This window comes from uncultured Aliiroseovarius sp., from assembly GCF_947492455.1.
Taxonomy (GTDB): domain Bacteria; phylum Pseudomonadota; class Alphaproteobacteria; order Rhodobacterales; family Rhodobacteraceae; genus Aliiroseovarius.
Genome location: NZ_CANLNB010000001.1, coordinates 551,035 through 563,971 on the forward strand (window position 1 = coordinate 551,035; position 12,937 = coordinate 563,971).

Consider the following 12,937-nt stretch of genomic DNA (forward strand, 5'->3'; position numbering starts at 1 on the left):
CGTCCTGCGTTAGGAAGGGGGGCTGTGCCTGTCATCTCTGTCCTCATCCATTCGAGGTTTCGGGCGTGTCATCAGGCTTTTTCGGTGCCTGTGAATCACCTTTTTCCTGCCCCGTCTTTTTAATGATCTTGTTGAAGGTCTCTACCTTTCGCACCAGCCGCGCCACCTTCGGATCATCTTTGTCCGCAGCCTGTGCCGCTAAGAGCATCTTTTGCGTTCGCTCTTTGGCGAGGGGCACGCCCAGACCGGCAGCGGCCTCGTTTAAGCCGGCGTCGGGCTGAAGGAAGGGATTTTGGGCCAGATTTTCGCTCTCGTCGTTGCCACGACCGGTCAGCTGATTGGGGTCGAGGGTTTTGTCCGGGTCCTGCCCGGCAAGCTTCAGAAGCTCGCGCCGTGTCTCGCCCTTCTTTGCGGTCTGGGTTTGCGAAATCATCTTGGCGATCTCGGCGTCCGGCACGCCCTGCTTTTGCAGCTCTACTACCTTCGCCTGCCATTCTTTCGGCAGGTGCTGGACAAAGAGAACCTCGTCCAGCCGGTCGATTGGAACCTCAGAGGCCTGCTTCAGTTCGGTTAGCCAAGGGTCGTATTCGCCGCTTTCACGCAGCATGCGCACACGGCCTTCGTGATATTCCAAAGCTTTGTCCTGCAACTCGCGCATGACCGGGTCAGAAAGGATTTCTTGCATCTTGCGCTTGGTGCCGCGCAGATGACGAAGCGCATTGGTTGCTTCTTTTTCGTTCCGGTCAAACAGCGCGAAATAGGCGGCGTTATACTTGTCGGGCTTGTTGTTCACGTTGCCCCGAACGCGCCGCAGCAGGTAGGCTTCGTAGGATTTGACCGCATAGTGGTTCAGTTCCACCCAGTCATAGCCAAGGGTCGGTTTCGTCGAGCGCCACCCCGAGAGCGAGAACTCATCCGGCATCGGTTTGCCTGATCCGTTCAGCCACAACTGGTCCAGCATCAGCTTTGCATTGGCGGGCTCTTTCCGGGCCTTCTTAATGTGCGGCCGATGGATGCCCAGCTTCATATCGCGATAGGGGCGAAACATGGTTTTGACCCCCCATCCCTTGCGGAACTTGTCAGGCGCGCCATGCGTGTAGGTTTCCGTCACCAGCCCCGGGTTCCAATCTGTGACGCCGTTCGAGCCGAAGAACCGCCATGTGATGGCAATGGCGCTGACGTCATCACCGATGCGATCTGCTAGGTCTGACACCCGACCACGCCCGACCTTGATGGATACGAACTCGTCCGCGTCCATCGTCAGGATCCATTCGCTGTCAAGAACCTCAGGGTTCTTTGTTCCCAGCATCAGGGCGTGCGGTTGCGGCTTGCTGCCTTCAGGCACATCGTTTCGGAAATGCTGAACCCATCCCAGCTCTTCCAGACGGATCAGCATGTCATCCGTGCCGTCGCTGCAATTGTTGGTGTAGACGACAATGTTATCGAAGCCGATATGCTTGTGATACGCGACCCATTCCACAAGCGAATGGCCCTCGTCCTTCATCATGGACATAATCGTAAATCGGTGCTTGGGCATGCGCCCTCCATCTTTATACACCCGAGCAAACCAGTTCGATTGCGCAAGTCAGTTTGTGTAAGTGTATGTGGTCGCCTGTAAATCTTTTGGAGCAGCTTAGCCCTCTAGCCAGCCAATAGACTACCAGACTCAGTTTAGATGTCCACAGATGCAGCTGCCCCAGCGATGAAAGACAGAGTTTTGCAGGTCGACATCTGGAGTTGACCGCCTGGTTGCGCTCGGATCGCTGAAGGACAGGGAAATATCCCCCGAGATCAAGGCATTGGAGCGATTCGCATTGGTTCATTTGATGGGCGTAAATGTGGCGCCGGTGGACCAGTGATTCTGCTTTTTAGGGCAAGCGCGATGTAATTACCTGTCCAAAAGTATAGGTGGTCAGTGGAAATGCCACAATTTGCGCACAATCCCGGCACTTTTTTCCTTCTTACCGGCAAAGTTGCCCGTTAAGGTTTAAAGCGTATCGAGTTTTCTTAATCTTGAGCAGGTATAATGAATATTCGGACCAAAAACAAAATTATGAATGAAGATGGATCTGCAACCGTCGAGACGGTTTTGTGGTTGCCCGTGCTGTTCATGATTTTCGTTCTGATCGTCAACGCGTCCTTCGTGTTCTACAAGCAATCGATCGCGATGCGCGTTGTGCAGGATGCCAACCGCGCGTTGTCGGTGGGGCGTATCGGAGGCGGGCTTGATAAGGCCGCGGCCGAGGCTGCCACGCAGACCTATATCAAAAACCGGATCTCGGGCTTTGCCAGCAACGGGACAGTCAAGACCACCATCGATTCGTCGACCGGGGTGATCACCACGACGGCGACAATTCCAGTGTCAGATCTGGTCTTTAATGGAAGAATCAACCTGCTTGAGGGCTTCTCAATTTCTGCTTCATCGCAGCATTTCGTAGAGTATTGATGTGACCGCCATGACCCATACCACTTTTGCACTGAACCGCATTCGCCACTTTAGAAAAAACGAAAACGGAGCCATCACGATTTTCGGATTGTTCCTTTTTGCCGCGATCGTTCTGGTCGGGGGGCTGGCGATCGACATGCACAACCTGATGACCGCGCGCACGCAGTTGCAAATCTCGGCCGACCTGACAGCGCATGCCGCGCTGTATCGCCGTGATTTTGAAACTGATCCTGCAAAGGCGAAGATTCAGGCGCTGGCGTTGGCCGAGGCAAGCATGCCGAAGTCGGCCTATGGCACTGTCATCGAAGCAAAAGACATCACCTTCGGCAAATGGGACCCAACAACCGAGACATTTACCGCTAGCCCGAACTCGCGGTCGGCGGTGCATGTCTATTCGACGCGCCTGAATTCGAAGTCGAACCCGGTGTCGACCTTCGTCCTGCGTGTTTTGGGCTTTATTAACTACGACATGTCGGTTCAGTCGGTGTTCGTCACCTTCCGCCCGACCTGTTTCCGAGAAGGATTCGTCGCAGAGGATCGCATCGATGTGCAGTCGAACAACGCCTATAAGAACGGGTTCTGTATCCATTCGAACGACCACGTGTCCTTGAACAACAACAACTCGTTTGAAACGGGCACCATCGTTTCGATGCCTGACATCGGGGATGTTGATTTGCCGTCTTCCGGCTGGGAAAAGAACGTGGGTCTGCAACAAGCACTGCGCGAAGGCTATTACCGGATGCGCCTTATCAACAAACTGCACATTGCCATTCAGGGTTTGAGAGACCGCGATCCCGACTACCTGCCGGACTTCATTGATCCGTTGGACTCGGTTAAGTACCTAACTCTTAAGAACAACGACAAACTTATGATGTCGGATCTGACCAAGGATCGGGTTCACGTTATCGGTTGCGGTAAGAACGGTGTGCTGACGATCGACGAGCCGGTGGCCATCGACAGTGTGGTGATCGTGACTGATTGTGTAATTAAATTCGGTCAGGCGCTGAAGATCACCAACTCGGTGATCGCAACGACCAACACGGATCCCAAATCCATCAATTCGAGCTCTAGCTTCACATTGGGCAAGAATGATGGTTGCGCAGATGGTGGTGGTAGCGTGTTGATGACCATGGGAAGTGTGTCGGTTGCCTCGAAAATCCATGTGTATGGTAGCCAGATTATCGCCAAAGACGATATCACGTTCACCGCGAACGCGAATGGGATCGAGGGCGCGTCCTTCATCGCAGGTGGCGAAATTGACGGGACCGCGAATGGTGATATGGGCTTCTGCGGCACCGGGATGACCAACATCTTCGAAGCCGAATACTTCCGTCTGGCTTATTAAGATCATGCTTTGAAGAACCGGTCGGATGCGTTGCATCTGGCCGGTTTTTTCGTGCCTAGTCGCGACCCTTCGGCGCTGGGCCACGATAGGCGGCGGTCAGTTCGTCCGGCACTTCCGATCCATCTTTCAGGAAGGGTAGGATGCCGCGGCGCATCGACCGCCCGCGTCCCGCTTCGATCTGGGCGTCAGACTTGGTGACGCGCTGGCTCATCCGGCGGCCCCATTGGCCGAGCATGTCGTACAGGCGGGCGATCTGGTCCTGGTGCGCGTTCCCACGCGCCAGATCGTTCAGCTCGTCCGGGTCGGTCTCCAGATCAAACAGCATCGGGCGCAAGCCGCCTTCGGCATGCATCAGTTTGTAGCGCCCGTCAAAGACCATAAACAGCCGCGCGTCGCGGGGGCTGACGCCCAGCTTTTCGCAGACGGGCGTGGACGAATAGTCGTACTCGCTGATCGCGAAGTTGCGCCAGTTTGGCGTTTCACCGCGCAGCCACGGCATCAGGCTGCGGCCTTCAAGGATGTGATCGGCCACGTCCCCGCCAGCCACCTCGACAAAGGTGGGGGCAAGGTCGATTGCCTCGACCAGCGCGTCGCAGGTTGTGCCGCGCGTCCTGTCCGCCGACGGGCGCGGGTCCGCGATGATCAGCGGCACTTTCACGGACGGCTCGTGGAACAGATCCTTCTCGCCCAGCCAGTGGTCGCCCAGATAATCCCCGTGGTCCGAGGTCAGGACGATCATCGTGTCATCCGCCTGTCCGGTGGCGTCCAAGTGATCCAAGATGCGGCCCAGATGATCGTCGCATTGCTTGATCAGACCCATATAGGCGGGGATCACCTTGCGGCGGACCTCGTCCTGTTGGAAGGCGGCGGCGATCTTGTTGTGCATGAAGGCGTCAAAGACGGGCTGCGCATCTTGTCGTTCGCCGTCCGAGCGTACCGCCGGGGGCACATCGTCCGGCCCGAACATGTCGTGATAGGGCGCGGGCACGATGTACGGCCAGTGCGGCTTGATATAGCTGACATGCGCACACCACGGCCCCTTGGCCTGATCCATGAAGCGCAGGGTTTCAGATGTCAGCCACGCGGTTTCGCTGTCTTCTTCGCGGATATTGGCGGGTTTGTCGGCATTGTCGAACATCCAGCCGCTGGCAATCTCGCCATCCTCAACACCCGCATTGGCGTTCACTGACCACGGATTTTCGGCCTCGTAGCCCTTTGATTTCAAATAAGCATTATAGGGCGAGTGCTTTTCGTCATAGAACCCGTCTGGCCCCTCGGCCCACAGCCCATCATCACGCACCCAAACGTCAAAGCCACACTCGGCCTGACGCGCGCCGATCACGCTGTCAGGCGCGATGCCAAGGCGTTTCATGCCCTCGGCATCGACCTTCATATGGGTCTTGCCCAGCAGCCAGCAATCCATCCCGGCCTCGCGCAGGTGGTCGCCCATCGTGTGTTCACCGACGCGCAGCGGGAAGCCGTTCCACTGCGCCCCGTGGGACGAGGCATAGCGCCCGGTATAGGTGCTCATCCGGCTGGCGCCACAGATCGGCGACTGCACATAGCAGTTGGTAAACCGCACCCCGCGCGCCGCCACGCGGTCGAAATTGGGGGTCTTCAGCGTCGGGTGACCGGCACAGCTGAGGTAATCAAACCGCAGCTGATCATACATGATGAAAAGAATGTTCATGCCTGTCCTCCCGTGACGTTTACGGCACGGTAGGGCAGGGGAGGCCGATCAGCAATGGGCGATCAGATTTGGCGGCCTTGAAGCAGCCGCGGCAGGTCGCCGGTCAGGCCAGCGGCCTCGCGGATGAAGTTGCGGCGCAGGCCGGGCATGGCGTTCACCGCGCCCAGCCCGATGTCGCGGGCCACGCGCAGGATCGGATTGTCGTTCGAGAACAAGCGGTTGGTTGCCTCGGTCATCATCACCATCTGGGACACGTCCCAGCGACGCCATTGCTGATAGCGCTCCAGTACATCCAGACGGCCAATGTCTTCACCACGTCGACGGGCCAGGGTCAGAACCTCGGCCAGCGCGGCCACATCCTTGAGGCCCGCGTTCAACCCTTGCCCCGCAATCGGGTGCATCCCGTGGGCCGCGTCGCCAACCAAGGCCAGACGATCCGCGATAAAGCTGTTCGCCACTGTCAGGTTCAGCGGATAGGTGAACCGCTTTCCGGCCAGGCTGATCTCGCCCAGGAAGGACCCGAACCGAGGGCGCAGCTCTTCCAAATACCCTTCGTCGTCCAGCGCATGAATCCGCGCGGCTTCGTCATGTGTTTCGGTCCACACAATCGAGCATTGATTGCCCGGTAACGGCAGGATCGCCAAGGGGCCGGCGGGCATGAAGAACTGATGAGCCACGCCGTTATGCGGCAGCTCGTGATCAATGGCGCAAACCAAGGATGTCTGTCCGTAATCATGCCCGTGCCGCTTGATGCCCGCGCGTTCACCCGTTCCAGTCCTACGCCCGTCACAGCCGACAACCATCTTCCCGGTCAGGCGCTTGCCGGATGCCAGCTCCAACGTGACCGAGGCAGGGTCGATCACCTGATCCACCACCGTATCCTGATCAATCAGCGTGACATTCGGATGCGCCTCGACCGCGTCCAAGAAGGCGCGGGATAGGAAGCGGTCCTCGACCATGTATCCCATCGGGCCTTCGTCGATCTCGGCGTGGTCGAACTCCAGCACAAACGGGCCGGGGCCTTCACCGGGGCGACCGTCGGAAATGCGGATGTCCAGAAGCGGTTGGGCGTGTTCCGAAACCTGCGGCCAAACGCCAAGCGCCACCAGCAGTCGTTGCGATGCCAAAGCCAGCGCATAGCCGCGCCCGTCAAAGTCATCACCCCCGCGTGCACCCTTCGGCAACGCATCAATCATGGTCACCTTAAATCCGGTGTCCCCAAGGGCCAGCGCAAGGGCCGGGCCGTTCAGGCCCCCACCCACGATCAGGATATCGGCATCATGTGTCATACCCTCTTTCTGCCCCCGCTGTTTGGGATTGTCCATGCGTCGTCCTGTCGTTACCGTCCATCGGACAGGGAAAAACGGAGGCTGGGATGAGCAACGCGTGGCTGACCATGAGCATGGGTGATCTGGGCCGGGGGATTGCGGCGGGGCAGATTGACCCGGTGGATCTTACGCGCACCTATCTGGACGCGATCAAAGCCCATCCATTTGGAGACCGCATCTATGCCCGGCTGACAGAAGAACGCGCCATGTCCGAGGCGCGCGCCGCATCAGTACGCGCGCGTGTTGGGCAACGTTTGGGTCTTTTGGACGGTGTGCCAATCAGCTGGAAAGACCTGTTTGATACGGCGGGTACAGCGACCGAATCCGGCTCTGCTCTATTGAAAGACCGCGTGCCGTCAGCGGATGCCGAGGTTTTGCGCAACGCGACCGCCGTCGGGATGATCTGCCTTGGCAAAACGCATATGAGCGAGCTGGCTTTTTCCGGCCTTGGCTTGAACCCCATCACCGCGACCAGCCCCTGTGTGAACGATCATGACGCCGTGTCGGGCGGTAGTTCGTCTGGCGCGGCGACCTCGGTCGCGTTTGGCCTTGCCCCGTGTGGGATCGGGTCGGACACCGGGGGATCGGTGAGGATCCCCTCGGCGTGGAACGATCTGGTTGGGTTGAAGACGACCTCGGGCCGGGTATCGCTGAAGGGCGTGGTGCCCTTGGTGGCCAGCTTTGACACGGTTGGCCCCTTGTGCCGCACGGTCGAAGATGCCGCCCTGATGCTGGCCGCGCTGGAAGGCAGGGCGCCCGCCGATCTGCGCGGGGCATCCTTGAAAAACACGCGCCTTCTGGTGCTGGAAAACGGGTTCGAGGGCTGCCGGGACGAACCGCTGGCCGGGTTCGACAGTGCGCTGGGCCGCATCATGGACGGCGGCGCGACGGTCAAACGTCTGCACCTGCCCATCGTGGACGAGGCGCTGGCCATGTCCGGCGTATTGTTCACCACCGAGGCATACGCTACGTGGCGCGAGGAAATCGAAGCCCAGCCCGATCTGATGTTCGGCGAAATCCGTGAACGGTTCATGGCGGGCGCGTCCTTCTCGGGTGCGGATTTTGTGGCGGCGTGGCAGCGGCTTGACGAGATACGCGCCGAATTCCTCTCCGAAATCGCCGGGTATGACGCGGTAGTCCTTCCGACCTCGGCCATCATGCCGCCCAATGTGGATCGCCTGATGTCGGACCATGACTACTACGTCGAAGAAAACCTCTGGGCGCTGCGCAATACGCGGATCGGGAACTTGCTGGGCCTCTGCGGGCTAAGCCTGCCGACCGGGCTGCCCTCGACCGGGATCATGCTTCTGGGCGCGCCGATGGGCGAAGAACGCCTGCTGCGCCTTGGTGCTGCCTGCGAGGCCGTGTTGTCCTAAAAGCCACAACCAGCCCGCCCAAGCGTCGATTTTTACGGCGAAATTCTGGACCAGCCGGGATTTGCAGGCTATCGTCATCGGTAACGGGGCGACATGATCCCGAAAACTGAGGCAGTATAAAGACGTTCCAATGACGTTTCCCGAGCGGTATTCCGGCTTGCCCGAGTATGCATTCCCGCGTTTGCGGACCCTTCTCGACGCTCATGCGCCGGGGGGCGAGGTCATGCATATGACCATTGGCGAGCCCAAGCATCCTTTCCCCAGCTGGGTTCCTGAAATACTGGCCCAAGCCATTGATGGATTTGGGAAATATCCGCCGAATGACGGTGCGCCCGAACTGCTGAATGCGATCTCTGGCTGGCTGGATCGCCGCTATGGCGTGGATGTTCCTTCCGATCAGATCATGGCGCTGAACGGCACGCGCGAAGGTCTGTTCAACGCGTTGATCGCGCTGTGCCCCGAACAGACGGCGCGTGGCGAAAAGCCCGTCGTTCTGATCCCGAACCCGTTTTATCAGGTCTATGCGGTGGCCGCTGTGACGGTTGGCGCGGAACCCGTGTTCCTGCCCGCGACCCCCGACAACAACTTCCTGCCGGACTATTCGAGGCTGCCGCCTGAGATCCTGAACCGGACCGAGGTCGCCTTCATCTGTTCGCCCACCAACCCGCAAGGGGCCGTGGCGGATCGTGACTACTGGGCCAACCTAATCGCGCTGGCCGAGAAGTATGATTTCAAGATCTTCGCCGACGAATGCTATTCCGAGATCTATCGCGATACCCCGCCCCCCGGCGCGCTTGAGGTTGCCCGCGAAGGCGGTGCGGATCCGGAACGCGTGACGATTTTCCATTCGCTGTCGAAACGCTCGAACCTTCCGGGTTTGCGCTCGGGCTTTGTGGCTGGCGGCCCGGAAAGCATCAAGCGGGTGCGCCAATTGCGCGCCTATGCGGGTGCGCCGCTGCCCCTGCCGCTTCAGCGCGTGGCCGAACGGGCGTGGACCGACGAAGACCATGTGATCGAAAACCGCCGGCTGTACCAAGAAAAGTACGCCATCGCGGACGAGATTTTTGCGGGCGTTCCGGGCTACAGGCCCCCGGAAGCCGGTTTTTTCCTGTGGCTGCCCGTCAATGACGGCGAAGAGGCCGCGATGAAAATGTGGACCGAGACCGGCGTGCGGGTTCTGCCCGGCGCGTATCTGTCGCGGGATGTGAATGAAGAAAACCCTGGCAAGGGGTTCATCCGGGTCGCCATGGTGGCCCCAAAAGAAGACATGACGCGTGGTCTGAACCAGATCCGCGACGGTCTGTATAAGTAAGGACGAGGTGGTATGGCGTATCAGGCGAAACAACGAGATCCGATCTTTGACAGCACCACGCAGGCGGTGTTGGAACGACGCGGGAAAGAGCTTTTGGGCATCGGACTGATTGCCCTGGGCATCGTGATTGCGCTGATCCTTGGAAGCTACTCGCCCGAAGATCCGGGCTGGATGTCGGCCACCGATACGCCTGCGCAGAACGCGCTTGGCCGGATTGGTGCCTTTATCGCCTCGCCTCTGTCTGTCATTTCGGGCCTTGGGTCTTGGGCCTTGCCGCTGATCCTTGTGGTTTGGGGCCTGCGCATGACCTTCCATTTCGGGGAAGAGCGCGCCATGGGCCGTCTGATCTTCGCCCCGATCGCCGTGGCGCTGTGCTCGGTCTATGCATCGACTTTGGTGCCGGGCGCGGGCTGGACCCATTCCTTTGGTCTGGGCGGTCTGTTCGGTGACACCGTACTGGGCGCGATGCTGTCGGCCCTGCCGGTCAGCGCGGGCACTGGGCTGAAAGCCATGTCGGTCATCGCCGCAATCGCTGCCATCGCCATGACCATGTTTGTCCTCGGTCTGGACCGGGCTGAATTGAAACGCATCGGCCATTTCCTGGTGGTTGGCGTCATCATGACCTATGCTGGGCTTGCGTCCCTGTTGGGTAAGGGTGCGAAAGGTGCCGCCAGCGGAGCTGCCGCCACCGCCCGCCACATGCAGGATCGCTACGCCGCCCGCAAAGAACAACAGCAGCTGCAGGACGAGTATCAAGAGCTGTACGAGGAAGAGTTCCCCTCCCCGCCGCCCCTGCGCACCGCACGCGTTATGCGCCCGGAGCCGCCGATGCATGCGGCCCCTGAAGTCGTGATGCACGAAGAACCCGCCCCGGCCCCGCAGAAACAAGGCCTGCTGGCATCCCTGATGCGCCGCAACGTGGAGCCCGAGCCCGAATTGGTCGAACCCGCTGTTTTCGAAGGGGAAATCCCGGAAGAGCTGGGCGGCGAAGATCGCATTCGTGCCAAGATCGCCTCGGCGCTGAAGAACCGTTCGCGCCAGATGCCGATTGCCAATCCGATGCGCGCCGAGCCTCCGCTGGAGCGCGCCGTGTCGCGTCACCGCCGCAGCCCGGATCCGATGATCTTGGACACCTCGATGCCGGCCGAGCCCGACATGGCGGTGCCGATGGAAGACCCCTATGCCGCGCCGATTGTCGAAGCGCCGATGGCTGATTTGGCCGAAGACGACGACATGATCGTCGAAGATCTGATGGCTCCGTCCGCAGAGCCCGAGGCACGTGTCTACACGCCTCAGCATTCGGGCTTCACCCAGCCTGCCAAGAAGGTTGTGCAGCACCCGCCGAAGAAACCGACCCAGCCGTCGACCCGTGCAAAGGCAGAAGCCCAGCCTGCGCTGAAGTTCGATGATGCCCACCCCGGCTACGAGCTTCCGCCGCTGAACCTGCTGGCGAACCCCGCCTCGATCGAGCGTCATGTTCTGTCGGACGAAGCGCTGGAAGAAAACGCGCGGATGCTGGAAACCGTGCTGGATGACTATGGCGTGAAGGGCGAGATCGTCTCGGTTCGCCCCGGCCCCGTCGTTACCATGTACGAATTGGAACCTGCGCCCGGCCTGAAAGCCAGCCGCGTGATCGGTCTGGCCGACGATATCGCGCGTTCGATGTCGGCCTTGTCGGCGCGTGTGTCGACCGTTCCCGGCCGCTCGGTCATCGGGATCGAACTGCCCAATGAGCGCCGCGAGATGGTGTCCTTCCGCGAGATCCTCTCGACCCGCGATTTTGGCGATGGCAACCACCGTCTGCCGCTGGCGCTGGGCAAGGATATCGGCGGTGAGCCCGTCGTGGCGAACCTTGCCAAGATGCCTCACCTGCTGATCGCAGGGACCACCGGATCGGGTAAATCCGTGGCGATCAACACGATGATCATGTCGCTGCTTTACAAGCTGACGCCGGAAGAATGCCGGATGATCATGATCGACCCGAAGATGCTGGAACTGTCTGTCTATGACGGCATCCCGCACCTGTTGTCGCCCGTTGTGACCGACCCGAAGAAGGCGGTCGTCGCCCTGAAATGGGTCGTGGGCGAGATGGAAGAGCGCTATCGCAAGATGTCCAAAATGGGCGTGCGCAACATCGAGGGCTATAACTCGCGCGTCGCCGACACGTTGGCCAAAGGCGAGATGTTCGAACGTACCGTTCAGACGGGCTTTGACGATGATACCGGCGAACCGATTTTCGAGACCGAGGAATTCGCCCCCGAAAAACTGCCCTTCATCGTCGTTGTGGTCGATGAAATGGCCGACCTAATGATGGTCGCGGGCAAGGAAATCGAGGCCTGCATCCAGCGTCTGGCCCAGATGGCGCGTGCATCCGGCATTCACATCATCATGGCCACGCAGCGCCCGTCGGTTGACGTGATCACCGGCACGATCAAGGCCAACTTCCCCACCCGGATTTCGTTCCAGGTGACCTCGAAAGTCGACAGCCGCACCATTCTGGGTGAACAGGGGGCCGAGCAGCTTCTGGGCATGGGTGACATGCTGTACATGGCTGGCGGTTCCAAGATCACCCGCGTGCACGGCCCGTTCGTGTCGGACGAAGAAGTTGAAGAGATCGTTAGCTATCTGAAAAGCTTCGGCCCGCCCGAATATGTGGGCGGCGTGTCGGATGGCCCGTCGGAAGACAAGGCCGACAATATCGACGCGGTTCTGGGGCTGTCGACCGGTGGCAACACCAACGGCGAAGACGCGCTGTATGATCAGGCCGTGGCGATTGTGATCAAGGATCGCAAATGCTCGACATCCTACATCCAGCGCAAACTTGGCATCGGCTATAACAAGGCCGCGCGTCTGGTCGAGCAGATGGAAGACGAAGGCCTTGTGTCCGCGTCCAACCATGTCGGCAAACGCGAAATCCTTATTCCAGAACAGCAGTAACGCCCCGCCCGGACAACGATCCGGACAGCGCCGTCCCTTCGGGGGCGGCGCGACTTTCAACGACAACAAACGACAACACAACTGAGGCAAACCCATGATTCAACGTCGTCACACTACCGACCGTATGAGCCAAAGCGTCACCCATAAGGGCGTCGTCTATCTGGCCGGTCAGGTCGGCACCCCCGGCAACAGCGTCGCCGAGCAGACCCGCGAATGTCTGGAACAGGTCGAGAAGCTGCTCGAAGAGGCAGGTTCCTCGACCAAGCACATGCTGCAGGCGATCATCTGGATGGCCGACATGAAAGACTTTGCCGAGATGAATAAAGTCTGGGATGCATGGGTGCCGAAGGGCCATGCGCCTGCACGGGCCACCGGCTCGGCCGATCTGGCCACGCCGGATCACAAGGTCGAAGTGATCGTGACCGCCGCGGTTATCGAGTAACCGCCCACCTTGAAAGGCGCGTTATCGCCTATCATCTACTGTTCGGGCTTAATTTCCCCGT

General features: G+C 59.7%; 9 protein-coding genes. 6 read left to right on the forward strand and 3 right to left on the reverse strand.

Features of this window, described 5'->3' with window-relative positions; all coding sequences use genetic code 11:
• Positions 1-43: 43 nt before the first annotated feature.
• Entirely contained in the window at positions 44-1,537 is a 1,494-nt protein-coding gene (locus Q0677_RS02655; RefSeq protein ID WP_298905578.1) for a glycosyltransferase family 2 protein, read from the reverse strand.
• 516 nt (positions 1,538-2,053) lie between these two features.
• Between Q0677_RS02655 and Q0677_RS02660 the strand changes: the two genes are divergently transcribed.
• Both Q0677_RS02660 and Q0677_RS02665 read left to right on the forward strand, forming a co-directional pair.
• Positions 2,054-2,446 carry a TadE/TadG family type IV pilus assembly protein gene (locus Q0677_RS02660; protein WP_298905579.1) on the forward strand — a complete coding sequence of 131 codons (393 nt, stop codon included), beginning with the start codon at positions 2,054-2,056 and terminating at the stop codon, positions 2,444-2,446.
• A 10-nt stretch (positions 2,447-2,456) separates the two neighbouring features.
• Complete coding sequence (locus tag Q0677_RS02665) at positions 2,457-3,791, forward strand: Tad domain-containing protein (RefSeq protein ID WP_298905580.1); 1,335 nt, start codon at positions 2,457-2,459, stop codon at positions 3,789-3,791.
• Positions 3,792-3,846: 55 nt separating this feature from the next.
• Here Q0677_RS02665 and Q0677_RS02670 read toward each other — a convergent pair whose 3' ends face one another.
• Both Q0677_RS02670 and Q0677_RS02675 read right to left on the reverse strand, forming a co-directional pair.
• Entirely contained in the window at positions 3,847-5,481 is a 1,635-nt protein-coding gene (locus Q0677_RS02670) for a sulfatase-like hydrolase/transferase (protein ID WP_298905581.1), read from the reverse strand.
• Between the two features lie 62 nt (positions 5,482-5,543).
• A complete protein-coding gene (locus tag Q0677_RS02675; RefSeq protein WP_298905582.1) occupies positions 5,544-6,806 on the reverse strand; it encodes an FAD-dependent monooxygenase in 1,263 nt (420 codons plus the stop codon).
• Between the two features lie 50 nt (positions 6,807-6,856).
• On the opposite strand from Q0677_RS02675, the gene Q0677_RS02680 reads away from it, so the two are divergent.
• From Q0677_RS02680 to Q0677_RS02695, 4 genes are all read left to right on the forward strand, one after another.
• Entirely contained in the window at positions 6,857-8,185 is a 1,329-nt protein-coding gene (locus Q0677_RS02680; protein ID WP_298905583.1) for an amidase, read from the forward strand.
• A gap of 130 nt (positions 8,186-8,315) precedes the next feature.
• Positions 8,316-9,497: an aminotransferase class I/II-fold pyridoxal phosphate-dependent enzyme gene (locus tag Q0677_RS02685; RefSeq protein ID WP_298905584.1), complete on the forward strand. Its 1,182-nt coding sequence runs from the start codon at positions 8,316-8,318 to the stop codon at positions 9,495-9,497.
• Positions 9,498-9,509: 12 nt separating this feature from the next.
• A complete protein-coding gene (locus tag Q0677_RS02690) occupies positions 9,510-12,434 on the forward strand; it encodes a DNA translocase FtsK (protein WP_298905585.1) in 2,925 nt (974 codons plus the stop codon).
• A 94-nt stretch (positions 12,435-12,528) separates the two neighbouring features.
• Entirely contained in the window at positions 12,529-12,876 is a 348-nt protein-coding gene (locus tag Q0677_RS02695; protein ID WP_133485096.1) for a RidA family protein, read from the forward strand.
• Positions 12,877-12,937: the final 61 nt, after the last annotated feature.